Annotated in this window: 15 protein-coding genes; 5 read left to right on the forward strand and 10 right to left on the reverse strand. The window is 62.3% G+C overall.

Annotation, left to right across the window (positions count from 1 at the left end; translation table 11 throughout):
• Both M6D32_RS18320 and M6D32_RS18325 read left to right on the forward strand, forming a co-directional pair.
• Positions 1-1,915: anthranilate synthase component I (locus M6D32_RS18320; protein WP_298258748.1), on the forward strand; the 1,915-nt coding region annotated here is incomplete at its 5' end.
• Between the two features lie 24 nt (positions 1,916-1,939).
• On the forward strand, positions 1,940-2,479 hold the full coding sequence (locus tag M6D32_RS18325; protein WP_298258750.1) for an adenine phosphoribosyltransferase: 540 nt from the start codon (positions 1,940-1,942) through the stop codon (positions 2,477-2,479).
• Between the two features lie 50 nt (positions 2,480-2,529).
• Here M6D32_RS18325 and M6D32_RS18330 read toward each other — a convergent pair whose 3' ends face one another.
• The 5 genes from M6D32_RS18330 to M6D32_RS18350 all read right to left on the reverse strand — a co-directional run bounded on the left by M6D32_RS18330 (position 2,530) and on the right by M6D32_RS18350 (position 7,477).
• The gene (locus M6D32_RS18330) at positions 2,530-3,198 is read right to left on the reverse strand and encodes a hypothetical protein (protein WP_298258752.1); all 669 of its coding nucleotides are present in this window, start codon (positions 3,196-3,198) and stop codon (positions 2,530-2,532) included.
• Positions 3,199-3,257: 59 nt separating this feature from the next.
• Complete coding sequence (locus M6D32_RS18335; RefSeq protein WP_298258754.1) at positions 3,258-4,013, reverse strand: hypothetical protein; 756 nt, start codon at positions 4,011-4,013, stop codon at positions 3,258-3,260.
• A gap of 448 nt (positions 4,014-4,461) precedes the next feature.
• Positions 4,462-5,673 (reverse strand): M48 family metalloprotease, encoded by a 1,212-nt coding sequence (locus M6D32_RS18340; protein WP_298258756.1) that lies wholly within the window; start codon positions 5,671-5,673, stop codon positions 4,462-4,464.
• A 147-nt stretch (positions 5,674-5,820) separates the two neighbouring features.
• Positions 5,821-6,378 (reverse strand): LemA family protein, encoded by a 558-nt coding sequence (locus M6D32_RS18345; RefSeq protein ID WP_298258758.1) that lies wholly within the window; start codon positions 6,376-6,378, stop codon positions 5,821-5,823.
• 127 nt (positions 6,379-6,505) lie between these two features.
• Positions 6,506-7,477 (reverse strand): small ribosomal subunit Rsm22 family protein, encoded by a 972-nt coding sequence (locus M6D32_RS18350; RefSeq protein WP_298258775.1) that lies wholly within the window; start codon positions 7,475-7,477, stop codon positions 6,506-6,508.
• Positions 7,478-7,519: 42 nt separating this feature from the next.
• Between M6D32_RS18350 and M6D32_RS18355 the strand changes: the two genes are divergently transcribed.
• Positions 7,520-7,837 carry a transposase gene (locus tag M6D32_RS18355; RefSeq protein WP_298258760.1) on the forward strand — a complete coding sequence of 106 codons (318 nt, stop codon included), beginning with the start codon at positions 7,520-7,522 and terminating at the stop codon, positions 7,835-7,837.
• A 422-nt stretch (positions 7,838-8,259) separates the two neighbouring features.
• Here M6D32_RS18355 and M6D32_RS18360 read toward each other — a convergent pair whose 3' ends face one another.
• The 4 genes from M6D32_RS18360 to M6D32_RS18375 all read right to left on the reverse strand — a co-directional run bounded on the left by M6D32_RS18360 (position 8,260) and on the right by M6D32_RS18375 (position 14,467).
• Positions 8,260-9,069, reverse strand: coding sequence for a hypothetical protein (locus tag M6D32_RS18360; protein ID WP_298258762.1), 810 nt, complete (start codon positions 9,067-9,069; stop codon positions 8,260-8,262).
• A gap of 298 nt (positions 9,070-9,367) precedes the next feature.
• Positions 9,368-12,832, reverse strand: a complete 3,465-nt coding sequence (gene smc, locus M6D32_RS18365) for a chromosome segregation protein SMC (protein ID WP_298258764.1) — start codon at positions 12,830-12,832, stop codon at positions 9,368-9,370.
• A gap of 393 nt (positions 12,833-13,225) precedes the next feature.
• The gene (locus M6D32_RS18370) at positions 13,226-13,882 is read right to left on the reverse strand and encodes a DsbA family protein (RefSeq protein WP_298258766.1); all 657 of its coding nucleotides are present in this window, start codon (positions 13,880-13,882) and stop codon (positions 13,226-13,228) included.
• Between the two features lie 105 nt (positions 13,883-13,987).
• Positions 13,988-14,467: a DciA family protein gene (locus M6D32_RS18375; protein ID WP_298258768.1), complete on the reverse strand. Its 480-nt coding sequence runs from the start codon at positions 14,465-14,467 to the stop codon at positions 13,988-13,990.
• Positions 14,468-14,566: 99 nt separating this feature from the next.
• Between M6D32_RS18375 and M6D32_RS18380 the strand changes: the two genes are divergently transcribed.
• Complete coding sequence (locus M6D32_RS18380) at positions 14,567-15,694, forward strand: A/G-specific adenine glycosylase (protein WP_298258770.1); 1,128 nt, start codon at positions 14,567-14,569, stop codon at positions 15,692-15,694.
• Between the two features lie 64 nt (positions 15,695-15,758).
• Positions 15,759-16,214 (forward strand): PaaI family thioesterase, encoded by a 456-nt coding sequence (locus M6D32_RS18385; protein ID WP_298258772.1) that lies wholly within the window; start codon positions 15,759-15,761, stop codon positions 16,212-16,214.
• Here the strand turns inward: M6D32_RS18385 and M6D32_RS18390 are convergent.
• Positions 16,171-17,134, reverse strand: a 964-nt coding sequence (locus M6D32_RS18390; protein WP_298258774.1) for an FAD-dependent monooxygenase, incomplete at its 5' end; no start/stop codon positions are given. The two genes, M6D32_RS18385 and M6D32_RS18390, sit on opposite strands and share 44 nt — an antisense overlap.

Genomic DNA, 17,134 nt, shown 5'->3' on the forward strand with positions numbered 1-17,134 from the left:
GTCCGCGCTGAATGCGCGAGGGGAAGTGCTGATCGCCTTTCTGGGTGATGTGCTGCGTGATCCCAGCGTTATCGTCACCGAGCGCAGCGCAAATCGCCTCGCCGGTCATATCCTGCGGGGTGAAGCGCCCGTTGATGAAGATCAGCGCACCCGCCGCGCCACGGTGATGTCGCTGGTGCGAGAGCTCGTTTCGGCTTTCGGCTCGAACGAAGATGCATTGCTGGGACTGTTCGGCGCCTTTGCCTACGATCTGGTGTTTCAGATCGAAGACCTGGTGCAGAAGCGTGCCCGCGAGAGCGACCAGCGCGACATCGTGTTGTTTGTGCCCGACCGGCTCCTTGCCTATGACCGCGCCACGGCGCGCGGCGTGGTCCTGAGCTATGACTTTGCCTGGAACGGCAAGTCGTCCCACGGGTTGTCGCGAGAGACCTCCGAGAGCGTCTATGCCCGGACACCGCGGCAGGCATTTGCCGATCATTCGCCGGGTGAGTATCAGGCCACGGTGGAGACGGCGCGCGCGGCGTTCGCCCGTGGAGACCTGTTCGAGGCGGTGCCGGGGCAACTGTTTGGCGAGCCTTGCGAGCGTTCGCCGGCCGAAGTGTTTCAGCGGCTGTGCCGGATCAACCCGTCGCCTTACGGCGCGCTGATGAATCTCGGCGACGGTGAGTTTCTGGTTTCTGCATCGCCGGAGATGTTCGTCCGGTCCGATGGAAGGCGGATCGAGACGTGTCCGATTTCCGGCACCATCGCCCGTGGCGTCGACGCCATCGGCGACGCCGAGCAGATCCGGCAGCTCCTGAATTCGCAGAAGGACGAATTCGAACTGAACATGTGCACCGACGTCGATCGCAACGACAAGGCGCGAATCTGCGTGCCGGGCACGATCAAGGTTCTGGCGCGGCGCCAGATCGAAACCTACTCAAAGCTGTTCCACACGGTCGATCACGTAGAGGGCATGCTGAGGCCGGGCTTCGATTCACTCGATGCTTTCCTGACCCACGCCTGGGCGGTCACCGTGACGGGGGCGCCGAAGCTGTGGGCGATGCAGTTCGTCGAGGACCATGAACGCTCGCCGCGGCGCTGGTATGCCGGCGCGATCGGCGTCGTCAATTTCGACGGCGGCATCAACACCGGTCTCACCATCCGGACCATCCGCATGAAGGACGGCCTCGCGGAGGTGCGGGTAGGCGCGACATGTCTCTTTGACTCGGATCCCGCTGCGGAGGATCGTGAGTGTCAGGTCAAGGCGGCGGCGTTGTTCCAGGCGCTGCGCGGCGATCCGCCGAAACGCCTCTCCACGTTTGCGCCTGATGCGACCGGCTCCGGCAAGCGGGTCCTCCTGATCGATCACGACGACAGCTTCGTGCACATGCTGGCGGATTACTTCCGCCAGGTCGGCTCCAGCGTGACGGTCGTCAGATATGTCCACGCCCAACAGATGCTGGCGAAGGCAGGCTACGACCTGCTCGTGCTGTCGCCCGGGCCCGGACGGCCGGAGGATTTCAATATCTCCGCGACAATTGATGCGGCGCTCGGGAAAAAACTCCCGATCTTCGGCGTTTGTCTCGGCGTGCAGGCGATCGGGGAATATTTCGGCGGCCGGCTCGGACAATTGCAGCAACCGGCGCACGGAAGGCCGTCACGGGTGCAGGTGCGGGGCGGGCGGCTAATGCAGAATCTGCCCAATGAAATCGTGATCGGGCGGTACCATTCACTCTATGTCGAGCGCGAGACCATGCCTGATGTGCTACAGGTAACCGCAAGCACCGAGGACGGGGTGGCGATGGCGATCGAGCACAAGACGTTGCCGGTTGGCGGCGTGCAGTTTCATCCGGAATCGCTGATGTCGCTCGGTGGCGAAGTGGGATTGCGGATCGTGGAAAATGCGTTTCGGTTGGGTGCTGCGGCGAATTGAAGATGGCGATTTTGAGAGGCAATCATGAGTTTTGAATACGATCTGAAGGCCACGGTTCGCGCCATTCCGGATTACCCGAAACCCGGAATCGTGTTTCGCGATATCACGACGCTCTTGGGCGACGCGCGGGCCTTCCGCCGCGCGGTGGATGAATTGGTGCAGCCCTGGGCGGGATCGAAGATCGACAAGATCGCAGGCATCGAGGCACGCGGCTTCATCCTTGGCGGCGCATTGGCGCATCAGGTCTCGGCTGGCTTCGTGCCGATCCGCAAGCGGGGCAAGCTGCCGCACGCCACCGTGCGGATCGCTTACTCGCTCGAATATGGCGTCGACGAGATGGAGATGCACGTCGACGCCATTCATCCCGGCGAGCGCGTGATCCTGGTCGACGACCTGATCGCGACCGGCGGCACGGCCGAGGGCGCGGTCAAGCTCTTGCGCCAGATTGGCGCCAACGTGGTGGCGGCCTGTTTCATCATCGATCTGCCGGACCTTGGCGGCGCTGCGAAACTGCGCGCGATGGACGTGCCGGTGCGGACGCTGATGACGTTCGACGGGCATTGAGGCGTGCGAAATCTATCCACACGTCGTCCCTGCGCACGCAGGGACGACGTCTAGGAGCCCTGCAGGATCATGCTGAGCTCGAGCTCGCGGAAGCTGAAATAGTTGCGGCGAATCCACTGATGCAGTTCGGTGGACGTATCCTTCTCGTGCCGCAAATAATCGGTGAATGAGAACGACAGCCGGTCGACATAGGTCCTGAGGAAGTTCGGCAGCGCGCCGACGTTAAGGGTCTTGCCTTGCGCGAAAGCCGGGGGCAATTCGCCGCGCACCACATGTTCGTTGTCGATGGTGACGAGCGCGCTGGGCGGAATCTGGCGCTGCAAGACCGGAAAGCTTCGCGCCGAGACGCGGTCGGTATCGCCGACAAACAGGACGATGGGGACGACGCTGCGGCGCGCTGCTTCCTTTGCGAAACCGATTTCCTCCGTCATCTCGAAGAATTCGTCGAAGGCGTGAAAACCGAGATCGATCACCTTGGCAATGCCGTCATGGATGATCAGGCGATCCATCAACGCCATCTTGCCGAAGGTGTCGTCGATTTCCGCCGTCTCGGTGATCTTTGGCAGAAAATCCAGAAGCGACGGCTCTTTCAGGTTGACGTCAAAAGCCGCCACCCGGCCGTTCTTCAACAGCAGAAACTCGCTCAACAGGCGCGCGATCAGCGTCTTGCCGACCAGAGGGCGGGGCGAGCAGATGATGTAGACAGGTGTGTGGGACATCACGCGCTATATCAGGCGAAATCCGCGCCCATTCCACCCCAATCGGGGCGGGCGTGCAATTATTTTTCGCCGCCGCGCGCCGCAGCTTTGCTGGAGCCAACGATATCGGTGAGCTTGATGCGGTCGAACTCGCTCCAGACGTTGGCGAGCCAGTGCCGGACATATCCGCGCAGCACGAAGGAATAATTCGCCGCCTCGTCGCTGATGCCCTTGTTGGCCACGAATTTCAGGAACGGAACGGAGGCGACTTCGACCTGCTCGTAGGCCATTTCGTTCAGCTTGGGAATGGTGAGTTCGGTCGCGTCCTTGATGCGGTGAAAGTACGAATTGTAGGTGGCCTGGTCCCACTGGAAGAACTGGGTGTCATTGATGAAGTTCTTCACCAGGAAATACCGCGCGCCGCCCATGAAATTCGAGGTTTCCGCGATTTCGTCGAGGGAGGCGATCGAGGGGCCCAGTATATGGAACACCGCAAAGGTGATTTGCCCTGACTTGGCGGCGTCGAGAAAGCCGATGTCGCGCAAGGAGGCGAGCGCGGGCGACAGCAATCCGGCGCGGACGTCGATCACGGTGACTGACGGGCTCACCGAATTCAGCGTATCGAAGATCTTCATCTGGTCCGCGGTCGTCGTCATGTCGACGATCTCGGTGATATCGGGATGGAAGCGCTTCAGCGTGCCGCGCGGCGACTCGGTGTCGAAAGCGCGGGTCAGAACATTATTGGCGCTGAAATAATCCAAAAGCGTGCGTGAGACGGTCGTCTTGCCGACCCCGCCCTTGTCAGCGCCTACCACGATCACTGCCGGCTTCGCCATGAACCTACCTGTGCCATCCCTGCTGCGAACATGCTTTCCGTCCGAACCGGACACCGGTTCCGGAAACGCCGGGACGGACCCGGTCATGTCCCAAGAAAATCCCCAACGACCGGGCGCCCCGAATGAATCGAAGCCCCCTGCCTGCCTGCCTGGGTGGGAAGATGGCAGAAACAAGGGAGAATTCAATTCATTAGAAGCCGATTGGCCCCAATCATGCGGGCGTCGTTAATGGCAGAAGGCGGCCTGAAGGTGGCCGCGCGCGACTTTTTCTTGAGGAAGCCGGGCCTAGTGCGGTGAATTTGAAGTTCCTATCAGTTTCGCGGTAACCTCGTCATAGGAACTTCAAATTCTAAACCGCACTAGAATCATATAATTGGCTAGTGCCCCTTTGATTCCGAAGTTCGTAAACGTGGAACCGCAATATGATACGAACTTCGGAATCGGAGCACTAGTGGCGTCCCCAGGGTCCGGCAGGCGGGCCACCGGAAGGCTCGTTCGGAGAGCCGGTCACATCGCTCCACGGACCGGAAGGCTGGCCGGGTGATGCGCCGGCGGGATCCGTGGCATCGGTCCAGGGGCCTTTCGGCACGCTTGAATCATCCGAGGCGGCCGGCGGGCCGGAAGGCAGCGCCAGCGGTCCGGGGTCGCGCCCTCCGGCGAACTTGACCAGCGCCTGGACGCGGGCCGCCACCGAAGGGTGGGTGGCAAACAGGTCGGAAAAGCCCTCGCGCGGGTTGTCGAGACACAGTTCCATGATGGCTGAAGTCGCGCCCGGCAGTTCGCCGCGGTTCTCGATCTTGCGTAGCGCCGAGATCATGGCGTCGGGATTCTTGGTCAGTTCGACCGAGCCGGCGTCGGCGAGATATTCGCGCGAGCGCGATAGCGCCAGCCGCACCATCTGCGACAACAGCCAGGCCAGCGCGATCAGAGCGACCGCGATGATGATGACGAAGATGGCGCCACCGCCGGAACTCTTCCGATTGTCGGACGAAGAGGATTGGTCCGATGACGACCACGACCTGCGGCCATAACCGCCGTACCCGCCATAGTAGCCAAAATTGGTGAAGCTGCGGAAAAACAGCTCGGCGAAGAACCCGACCGCGCCGGCGATGATCACCGCGATCACCATCATCTGCACGTCGCCGTTGCGGATGTGAGTGAGCTCGTGGCCGAGCACGGCTTCGACCTCCTGATCATCAAGCGCATTCAGAAGGCCCGTGGTGACGGTGACGGCATATTGGCGCCGGTTGAGCCCGGTCGCGTAGGCATTCAGCGCATCGCTTTCGACAATCTTCAGCTTCGGCATTGGAATGCCGCGCGAGATGCAGAGGTTTTCCAAGAGATTATAAAGCCGCGGCTGTTGCTGCCGCGTCACATCCTCGCCGCCGGTCACGGCATCGACGATCGACTGGTGAAAGAAATAGGCGATCGCGATCCAGAGCAACGTGCCGCCGGTGGCGAAGGGAAAGGCCTTGATCAGATCGCGCGCGGCGGCCGCGAGGTAGTAATCAGCCGGCGCGCCGCTGCCATAGGTCATGACTGCGGCGATCAGCGCGCCGGCGTAGACCATGACATAGACCAGCACGAACAAGCCACCGAGCAAGAGCATCGAGCGGGTCTTGTTCGCCGCGATATGCGTGTAGAGACCGTAAGCGGCCATTTTAGGCTCCGTCATTCCGGGGCGCGAGTGAAACGAGCGAACCCGGAATCCATTCCTCCAGATATTCTGCGGCACAATGGATTCCGGGCTCGATGCTTCGCATCGCCCCGGAATGACGGTCTCCCCGGTGCAAGGCAGCGAGCCCTTTTAGAATTTCACCTGCGGGGCGGCTTCGACCTCGGTCCGGCTGGCGCCGAGATCGAAGAAATCCTTGCGGGTGAAACCGAACATGCCGGCGAACAGCGCGGCCGGCATCTGCTGGATGCCGGTGTTGTATTCCTGGACCGCATTGTTGAAGAAGCGGCGGCTCGCCGCGATCTTGTTCTCGAGATCGGAGAGCTCGCTCGCGAGTTGCTGGAAGTTGGCATTGGCCTTCAAATCCGGATAGGCCTCCGAAAGCGCAATCAGCCGGCCCAACGCACCGCTCAACTGGTTTTCCGCAGCCGATACCTGCGCCGGTCCTTGCGCCGACATCGCCGAGTTGCGTGCCTTGATAACGTCGTCGAGCGTGCCGCGTTCATGCGCGGCATAGCCTTTCACGGTTTCGACCAGGTTCGGGATCAGGTCGTGGCGCTGCTTGAGCTGCACATCGATATCGGCAAAGGCCTGGTTGACGCGCTGGCCGAGCGCGACCAGCCGGTTGTAGGCGGAGAAGGCAAACAGGACGAGAACGACAATGACGCCGAGGACGATCCAGCCGGACATGGAAATAAGCTCCTGATGCAAAAGCGGATGCTCGGCAATTTGCCTCGCACCCGCTCGGGAGGTGGGTATCGGTTTGGTCGGCCGCAAGGCCGGGATCGTTCAATGCCGGAGGTTGAAGAGGACGCAGTTAACTCTTGTCCACGACCGCCTCGCCCCAGCGCCAGCGGCGGGCTTTGGCATAAGCCGGTTTGTCGCGGCGCGGCACTTTCGCGTTTTCGAGACCGTCCGCCGTGCAGAGCCTGGCCGATACTTCGACCTTGCCGACATCAGGCGGCGCCAGCACACGGGAAAAATGCCGAGGCGCAGGTTCGCGCGACAACACGACGTAACTGAACTTCTCGTCCTCGAAGGGCAGCTCGGCGCCCTTGACCTGAATATGGGCGCGCAGCCGCGGCAATCGTTGCGCGAAGTGGCACCAGTCCGGCTTCGAGAGCGGGCATTCAAGGTCGTGCGGGCACGGCGCGACGACATGAGCGCCGCTTTCGATCAGTTGCGCGCGAAGCGCGATGATCCGCTGGTATCCGGCGGGCGTACCGGGCTCGACGACCAAGAGCGTATCGCGCGTCCTGGCCCACAGCCGCTCAGTGAGCTGATGCCTTTCGGCATAGCCGGTTTCTCCGATCAGGTAGCTCGCGATCACCAGGTCGGCGGCCTCCACCTCGTCCAGCGCAGCCGGATCGCGACGGTAGGTCATCGCAGAGAGCCGCGGATGGTCGCGGGAGAGGTCTCGGGCCAGTGTCAGCAGGGCTGCGTTGATATCGAGCAGCATGAACTGCCGCAGCGAAGCGAAGGCCTCGGCGGCGGCCCAACTCCCCGTGCCCGGACCAGCGCCAACGTCGAGCAGGCTTTGCGGGGTGAGATCCGGTCTCGCTTCGAGCAGTGCGTTCAGGCACGCCGTCACCGCCGCATAGGTCGCAGGCATCCGCACCAGCGCATAGGCGAGGGCGTCGACCTCGGATTTGATCGTGATGGAATTGCCGCCGTCGCGGTAGGTCTTTGAGATGAGAGCGGCGCGCGCGGCGATGTCCTGGCGCGACAGGCCATCGAGTTTCCCGTCCAGCGCAGCTCTTAGGTCGGAGGGTAGGGAGGGAGAGGTCATGGCCACCGTCTTCTCCCTCCCCTTGTGGGTGGGGGGAAGGTTTTGGGCAATTATGCACTTGACGCTGAGGTTGCAAAATCTGGCCATATTGAGGAATTGGCCGTGACTTGCGATCTCACGAACCCGATCTTTACTGACGAAGAAGCCGCCGGCAAACACTTCGAATCCCTGCGCTGGCCGGATGGCCCGATCTGCCCGCATTGCGGCACTGTAAACGAAGCCACCGAATTCAAGGGCGAAAGCACGCGCCCCGGCCTCTACAAATGCCGCCCTTGTCAGAAGCCTTTCACGCGCCACCATGGGCACGCTACGACCAACATCGGCGGCAAAGAGAAGAACAAGCATCTAGGCAAAGCGTGACGGCAAGAAGGTCGGCGGCGTTGGCAACAGCGAAGCGCATTTGAAGCGGTATCCGGCAGAGTTCGATTTTCGCTAAAACGATCGCGCCGCTCTTGGTGTTGAAGATGCAGAGCGGCCAGCAAAGCTATAGTTAGCATCGCTGGAAAGCGGCTCTTGTATCAAGACACTAACGGAGGCGATCACGCCTAACCAGACAGCCAAACGCTTTCTGAAATGGAGGAAGCGGAAAATTCTAGGTAGATAGACGCCAATCGACCTTCCTCTTTTTGGCCGCTTTCTTCTTCGCTTTCTTCTTCGCCTTCTTCCCAACCTTCATTTCCGAGTGAGGCTGGGTGGCATGGCGATCATGCGCTTGATCGTCGCATCACGGCGTTCTGCCGCTTCTTTGTCGCTGTATTGATCGTCTAAGGTTTGCTTACCTATCATATTGAACCCACCACAACCTCGTAAGTAGGTGCGCCTAACGAAGAAAATAGATGGACAATAACGGTCATAAACGAACCTCTTTCGCGAGTCGCGATCCAGTGTAAGCGGCCGCTGGGTAAACTTTCTCCAGTTAGCGTCGCACCAAAAAAATTGAAAACATCATCGCGCTCGCAACGTAGAAGCTGTCTTATCTCATCACCATGAAAAGCCTCTAGACCTCGCTCAGCTACAGCAAAACAATAGGCGATCTTGGCGACGGTAGTAGCCATTGCTCCAGGCTTCGTAACTTCTCGTATGCTGGTCTTTCCCGGCGGCGGGTTGCTGCGATAATTAATTAGATCGCTGACATTGCGAAACCAAAAACGTATTTCCCCATTAAACATGTTTGTGTGATCTATTCCGATCAACTTCCCTGCTGCATTTTTGAAATCTGGAAATTGTACGATTGGAGGATATTGGGAAAGTTCAAGTTCGAGAGGGTCTAGATGACCGACACTTGCGAGATGAGCCGTATATTCTGAATAGGCAATCGGCAACTTCTTTGCCGTTTTCTTGCGTCGCTTCAACTCCAACATCAACCTAGGCAGCAAAAAGCTGGTCTGCATCGCATCGTTTTCGTACCCCTCACTGGTAAGGCGCCGACACGGCTCACAAGTCGCTTCTTTGATAACCCAAATCCCATTCAGACCGAGCGGAACAATATGTTCTTTCTTAAGTTCGATTGGCTGAAATTTTTTCAGACAATAGATACATTTCCCTAGTGATGGATAGGGCTTTCGAGGACTCATCGAAAGGGATGGCGGCATCGACTATTCTCAGTTTGGCATCAAGACGAGCCTCTACTATTTTTTATTTCTAAAACGACTGCGTGCGCGGTCAGCCTCCAAAATGACCGGTCCCCTTCATCCAGATCGGACCAAGGTTCTCACTCAGGAAGAAGCCGTTCCTATTCCTCAAAAGCCACACGGCCGAGGCGATCAAGAACCTCGTCCCATAGAGTTTCGGGCGCGCCAACCTCTCCCATACCTCCAGGGGAGGCATTGCCGATCAAAATCACGGTATGTCAAGTGCATAACTCCCCCCGCAAGGGGAGAGGGTAATAGCTTACGCCACGTTCTGATCGAGGATTGCTACCGCTTCATCGAGCGCGACCGAGACGAGCTGCGACACGCCGCGTTCCGCCATGGTGACGCCGAACAGGCGATTCATCCGCGCCATCGTGATCGGATTGTGGGTGATGATGATAAAACGGGTTTCGGTGGTCGAGGTCATCTCGTGCAGCAGGTTGCAGAAGCGTTCGACATTGTGGTCGTCGAGCGGCGCGTCGACTTCGTCCAGCACGCAGATTGGCGACGGATTGGTGAGGAACACCGCGAAAATCAGCGCCAGCGCGGTCAGCGCCTGCTCGCCGCCCGAGAGCAGCGACAGCGTCTGCGGCTTCTTGCCCGGCGGCTTGGCGATGATCTCGAGGCCCGCTTCCAGCGGGTCCTCGCTCTCGATCAGGTGCAACGCCGCCTCGCCGCCGCCGAACAGTTCGACGAACAAGCGCTTGAAGTGGTTGTTGACGGTCTCGAACGAGGCGAGCAGCCGTTCACGCGCTTCGCGGTTGAGGCTCTGGATGCCCTGGCGCAGCCGCTTGATCGCCTCGACCAGATCGTCGCGCTCGGTGGTTAGCGCCGTGTGCTGCGTTTCGACTTCGCGCAACTCTTCCTCGGCGCGCAGGTTGACCGCGCCCAGCCGTTCGCGGTCGCGCCGCAGTTTTTCGAGATTTTCCTCGATCTCCGCGAGCGGGGGCAATTCCGCGCCCGCCTCGATCTCGGCGAGGCCGGCGACCGCCTGCGGCTCGACCTCGAGCATGTCGTGGATTTCACGTTCGATATCGGCGAGACGGCGCTTGGCGCTGTCCATCCGCTCTTCTGCGCGACCGCAAGCCTCGCGGGCGCTTGAAAGCGCCTCCAGCGAGGCCTTGGCGTCGCGGTCGGTCTCGGCCATCGCGGTTTCGGCAGCCGCCAGCGCATCGGCGGCGTCGCGGCGCGCGCTCTCGGCGGCCTCGATCTCGTTGATCAACGCCCGGCGTTTTTCTGCGAAGACCGCCGGAGCGTTCTCAAGCTCGGCGCGCTCGGTCTTGACCTCGTTGACGCGCGACTCGATCGTCTCAACCTGCGACGATGCGCTGGTTTTGCGGCTTTGCCATTCGTTGCGTTCGGCGGCGATCGCCTGAAGCCGCCGGTCGGCGAGTTCAGCTTCACGCGCCAGCGCCTGCGCCTCGGCGCGCACCTGCGCGGCGACGCGGCGGCAACCGTCGATGCCGGCTTTGACCTCGGTCAACCGCGCTTCGGCGGGTTCGCTCGACGGCAGCTCGGCAAGCGCCTCGGTCGCGCTCTCATGCGCGGCGTGGACCTCGCTGCGGTCGGCGTCGATGCGGCTGCGGGCCTCAGTCAGCGCGGACTTGCGCGCCGTATGACGGTTGATCTCGCGCTCGGCCGTCGCATGGCGTTCTCGCGCGGCGTCCGCTTCGCGCTGCGCGGCACGCCAGCCATCGCGCGCGGAGGTTTCCGCGGTGCCAGCTGCCCTCAACTCGGATTCGGCGGTTTCGAGCGCCTGCCGTTTGGTGGTGGCGTCGATGCGCGCCTGTTCCAGTTCGTTTTCGATGTCGACGAGACGCGCGCGCTCGGCGAGCCGCCGCGCCGCGCCGGTCGGCGCATGCGCGGCCGCGACAAAGCCGTCCCAGCGCCAGACGTCGCCCTCCAGCGACACCAGCCGCTGGCCGGTCTTGAGTTGCGAGATCAGCTCAGTGCCGCGTTCGCGCGCGACGACGCCGATCTGGGCGAGACGCCGCTTGAGCTCGGCCGGCGCCTGAACGCGGCTGGCGAGCGCTTCCACGCCCTCGGGCAGCGCCGGATCGCCTTCGCTCGTCCCGGCCTGGGTCCAGCGCATCGGCGCGGACGGATCGACCGGCGCATCGAGGTCGTCGCCAAGCACGGCGCCGATCGCCTTTTCATAACCCTTGGCCACCGTGATGCCGTCGATGATCGGCGGCCACAGGTTCTTGGTCTCGCTGTTGACGAGCTTCGAGATGGTGCGTGCTTCGGTCTCGAGGCGCTGCACGCGCTTGTCGGCTTCGTTGAGCGGCGCGCGCGATGCCTCAAGCCTGGCCCGGGCCGCGGCGTGCGCGGCTTCGGCCGTCTGCGAGGCGATTTCGGCGCCGGCGCGGTTCTCCTGGCTCTCTTCCACGGCTGCGGCAAGCATGGCGATATCGCCAAGTCCGCTTGTTTCCTCGGCGAGCTTCTGCTCGTCGCGCTCGACATTGGCGAGGTCGTGGTCGAGCTTCGCCAGCCGGTCGCGATGGGTGCGGACATTGCCTTCAAGCTGGTTGCGCCTGGCGGTGAGATCGGCAAGCGTCGTGGTGAGCTCGGTGAACAGACGCTCGGCCGCCGCGAGCGTGGTTTCCGCTTCCGCCACGCGCTCGTCGACGCCGCTGCGCTGCTCGACGCGCAACTTGATTTCTTCCCTCAGCTCCGCGTCTTCGGTATCGAGCCGCAGCAAGGCGGCATCGGCATCCGCGGTCTGCTGCTGCTCGCGGGCGATATCGGCTGCAAACTGCGTCAGCCGCCGTTCGAGTTCGGCGACGCGTTCTTGCGCGCGCGTTTCCTCGCGGTCGAGCGTCTCGCGGGCATTGGTGAGGCGTTGCAGACCGGCGGCGGCCCTTGCCTCGGCCTCGCGCAGCGCCGGCAGTTCGGATGCACGGATGGCCTGGATGCGGGCGGCTTCGGCTTGTTCGCGGGTTCGCTCGGCCATCGCGCGAACGGAGAGGTCGTGCACCTCCGCGGTCTCCGTGACGCCGGTCTGGGCTTCGATCCAGCGCAGATGAAACAGCAGGGCTTCGGCCTTGCGCACCTTGGCGGCGACTTCACGGTAGCGGATGGCCTGACGGGCCTGCTTCTTCAACCCGTCGATCTGTCCCGACAGCTGCCCGATCACGTCCTCGACGCGGGTGAGATTGGTCTCGGCCGCCTTCAGCCGCAGTTCGGCCTCGTGGCGGCGAGCGTGCAGGCCTGCGACGCCGGCGGCATCTTCCAGCACGCGGCGGCGCTGCTCGGGCTTGGCCTGAATGATCTCGCCGATCTTGCCCTGGTGGACGAGCGCCGGCGAACGCGCACCGGTCGCCGCGTCCGCAAACAGGAGCTGCACGTCGCGGGCGCGCACGTCGCGGCCGTTGATGCGATAGACGGAGCCCGCCTCGCGCTCGATGCGGCGGGAAATTTCCAGGGACTGGCTGTCGTTGACGGCCGCGGGTGCCGTGCGCTCCGAATTGTCGATCGTCATCACGACTTCGGCGTGGTTGCGCGCCGGCCGGCTGCCCGATCCGGCAAAGATCACCGCGTCCATGTCGGCGGCGCGCAGCGACTTGTGCGAGGTCTCGCCCATCGCCCAGCGCAACGCTTCCACCAGATTGGATTTGCCGCAGCCGTTCGGGCCAACCACGCCGGTCAGGCCAGGCTCGATCAGGAAGTCGGTGGGTTCAACGAACGACTTGAAACCGTGGAGACGAAGGCGGGTCAGCTTCATAGGCACAGATTCTCTGTTGGCAGGGGCGCGAATCTCCCTGCCGGGACAATACCATAGAAGGCAATGTCGGTGTGTGATGTGAGTCGCTTGGCGCGGCCCTCGTGTGGCGGTTCAGAAGTCCGTATCAGTTTTGCCGCAGGTTCCTCATGCGGACTTCTGAACCAAAAGCCACACGAGAATCATAGGCTTGCTAGTGTCCTTTCGATTCCGAAGTTCGAAACGTGGCTCCGTAAAATGCTACGAACTTCGGAATCGGGACACTAGCGGTGCCGACAATGGCGAGCCGCCGTCCGCAGGGCAACCGGCGGGGCCGGTTTTTCCCAAGAGAATTGAGGCCGATTTGTCCCGGAATTCATTGCGAAATGGGAGCGGTTCCAGCTCCCATTTAAGCGCTTAGCTCTTGAGCAGCGCCTTGATCCGCTTATCGAATTCCTCAAACGAGGTTTCGCCTTTGATCTTCTCGCCATTGATGAAGAAGGTCGGCGTGGAATCCACTTTAAGGACTTCCGAGGCGTATTTCTGATCGGCGACGATCTTGTCGAGCAGCGACTGGTCCTTGAGGCAGGTTTCGACCTGGCTCTGGCTCAGCCCGGCCTGCTTGCCGATCCGGGTCAGCGTCTCGGTCGTGTTCTTCATCACCCAGTCGGCCTGCGACTTGAACAGGATGTCGGTGACCGCGAAATATTTGGCAGGATCGTCCTTCGCAATGCAGCGCGACAGCATCGAACCTGCTGCCGCCTTGATGTCGAGGGGAAATTCGCGGAACACGTAGCGGATCTTGTTGGTGTCGATGTAGGCGGCCTTGATCTTCGGGAACACGTTGTCGTTGAACGCCGCGCAGTGCGGGCAAGTCATCGAGGCGTATTCGACGATGGTCACGGGCGCGTCCTTCGGTCCGAGCGCCATGTCCGGGAGGGATTGCGGTTTGTTGACGTCGGCAACGCCGTTGGCGAAGGCCTCGCTGATCAGGTGGAAGGGCGACAATCCTGCGAGAGCGGCAAGTCCGGTCAGCGACAGGGCGGCGGTAAAGGCACGACGCGTGATGATCAAGATCGGCTCCCGAAGCGGCTTTGACGACGGAGAAACAAGGCTTCGCTAGCTTGAAACCGGCAGTGTGGCAATGGCGGGCTGCCCTGGCCGGAGTCAGCAAAAAGCTCAATTTCGCTTGATCGAGGCGCCCAGCCGCGCCAGCGCCGCGCGCAACTCCTCATCCTCGACCGAGGTGAGGGTTTGCGCAATCTGCTCGACCTGTCGTGTGTCCGGTGCCGGTAAAGGCCGCGGGCGTGGCCGTCGCGACAATGGCCCCTGGCGCAGCGCCAACCGGCCGACCGCGCTCCAGCCGAAGAAGCGGTTGACCCGCTCAAGGATCACGTCGGATGCGTGCTGGATTTCGAGCGCCATCGGGCCCTCCACGCGCAGCACCAGCGTGGCCGCTTCCTGCGGCTGGCCTTCGACGGGCCGCGGCCATTGAATCTTCAGCGGTTCGGAATGGGCCGACAGGTCAGGGCCGATGATCTCTTTCCAGCGCGTGACCAGTTCGCGGGCGGCAAAGCCCTGCTTGGCATAGGCATCGGAAAAGACGTCACTGAGCAGGACGGATAGCGGCTTTGCGCTGGACGGGCCGGATTTTGCCATGGGCTCCTATATCATTTCGCTTGGCATTGACGAAGAAAGACGTGGATGCCGGCGACAAGCGCGGGCCTGACGTGGAGAGAGTTGGGCTAAAAGACCTGCATGAGTCCTGTTGGAGCCGCAAAGGTAAGGCAACAAGCGGCTATCGCGCGTCCGGCGCTGCTGCTGGCCTGGTACGACCGTCACCGGCGCGTGCTGCCGTGGCGTCCGCCGGCGGGCCAAAGGCCCGACCCTTATGCGGTCTGGCTGTCGGAGATCATGCTGCAGCAGACCGGCGTCAAGACCGTCGGTCCCTATTTCCAGAAGTTCCTGGCGCGCTGGCCCGGTGTCGCGGCGCTCGGGCGTGCCTCGCTCGACGACGTCCTGCGCATGTGGGCAGGCCTTGGCTATTACTCGCGGGCGCGCAACCTGCACGCCTGCGCGGTTGCGGTTTTGCGCGACCATGGCGGCGTGTTCCCCGATACCGAGGAAGGTTTGCGCGGCCTGCCGGGGATCGGTCCCTACACGGCGGCGGCGATTGCCGCGATCGCCTTCGACCGCCGGACCATGCCCGTCGACGGCAATATCGAGCGCGTGGTGTCGCGGCTGTTTGCGGTTGAAGAGCCGCTGCCGCAGGCAAAGCCCGTCATTCAAAAGCTGGCCGCGACGATGCTGGGCGAAGCCCGTACCGGCGACGAGAAGACTCGCGCCGGCGACGGGAATTCCCGCGCCGGCGACAGCGCGCAGGCGTTGATGGATCTCGGCGCCTCGATCTGCACGCCGAAGAAACCGGCGTGCAGCCTGTGTCCGCTCAACGAGGGGTGCCTCGCGCGGCTGCGCGGCGATCAGGAGACGTTTCCGCGCAAGGCGCCCAAGAAAACCGGCAAGCTCCGGCGAGGCGCAGCCTTTGTCGTCACGCGCGGTGATGAGTTGCTGGTGCGTAGGCGTCCGGAAAAGGGATTGCTCGGCGGCATGACCGAAGTGCCGGGGTCGGATTGGCGCGCGGCGCAGGACGACGATGTGGCGCTGACGCAGGCGCCGCGGCTTGGCGGCGTGACGCGCTGGCATCGCAAAGTGGGCGTGGTCACCCACGTCTTCACGCACTTTCCCCTGGAGCTTGTTGTGTACACGGCGCAGGCACCAGCGCGCGCCCGGGCGCCAAAGGGCATGCGCTGGGTGCCGATTGCGACGCTTGATGGCGAGGCGCTGCCGAATGTGATGCGCAAGGTAATCGCGCACGGACTTGGGTAAGAGATATTGCTGACACCATGCTGGCAGCAGCTCTTGGTTAGCTTGCCCGCAATGGAGGCTCACGATGCTCAAGACTGTACTCGACGATTTTCCCATGCCGCCGTCGGCCAAATTGCTTGGCTGGCGACTGCTCGATGCCCGGCCATGGGACGGTTGGCTGAAGGTCGGTTTCGATGGAAGGGCCGAGTTCTGCAATCCGGCTGGATTCATCCAGGGCGGCATTCTCTCGGCCATGCTGGACGACACGATGGGACCGGCAGCGTTCGTGACGAGCGACGGCCGATTCTACACGACCACCATCAGCCTGACCGTCAACTTCATCGCGCCCGCCAGGCCCGGACCCCTGATCGCAGAGGCCCAGGTTATCCAGATTGGCAAAAGCGTTGCCTTCATGGAAGGCAAGCTGATGGCCGATGATGGTGCCGTGCTCGCAACCGCCAGCACCACCGCGCGTCTTGTGGAGGCGGGGAGAGCAATCAGATCGCCGATGCCTGAGGCACAATCGGCGGCTTGGCGTTGAGGCCTTCGACCTGAAAGCCTGCAACGCGCTTGTAGTTGGCCGCGATCTCTTCGAGTTCCTGCCGTGACAACACGTCGGTGACTTCATTGAAGCCATCAGGCGCGCGCTCCTCGACCAGTTGCATCACCTGTTCGGGGCCGTTGCGGCGGTTGAGCAGGACGAGTTCGCTCGTCGCGGGCCGGCGCTCGGCTTCGTACGCCTTGAGCGCGGCGTGGGTCGGGCCGTGCGCCTGAATTTCCCGGGTCAGCACCCTTGCATCGAGAATGGCCTGCGACGCGCCGTTTGAGCCGACCGGATACATCGGGTGCGCGGCGTCGCCCATCAGGGTGACCCGGCCGAAGGTCCATTGCGGAATCGGATCGCGGTCGACCAGCGGATATTCGAACGCATGCGAACAGTCGCGGATCAGGCCGGGGACGTCGAGCCAGTCGAAGCTCCAGTCCGCAAACCATGGCAGGAATTCTTCCAGCCTTGCGGTCCGGTTATAGTCCTCACGCCGCCATTGATAGGTCGGCGGCATGTGCCGCTCGGCGACCCAGTTGATTTGATACTTGCCTGACGCGTCGGCCTCCTTCGAGATCGGATAGCAGACGAATTTCAGGATTTCGTGACCGGCCATGATCATGGTGCGGCCGGACAGAAACGCATCGCTCGCGGTGATGCCGCGCCAGAGAATGCGGCCGTTCCAGATCGGCGGCCCTTCCTGCGGATAAAGCTTCTCGCGGATGCGCGAGTGGATGCCGTCGGCCGCGATCAGCAGCGCGCCATCATGGCTGCCCGCCGGTCTGCCGGTCGCCTTGTCGATGAAATGCGCGCGCACGCCGTCGGAGGTTTCGGTCCAGTCGCTCAAATGGTGGCTGGTGAGAATGTTCTCTCGTCCCAGCCGTTCGGTCGCCGCATCCAGCAAGATCTGCTGCAGC

Source organism: Bradyrhizobium sp. (genome assembly GCF_027307225.1).
Taxonomy (GTDB): domain Bacteria; phylum Pseudomonadota; class Alphaproteobacteria; order Rhizobiales; family Xanthobacteraceae; genus Bradyrhizobium.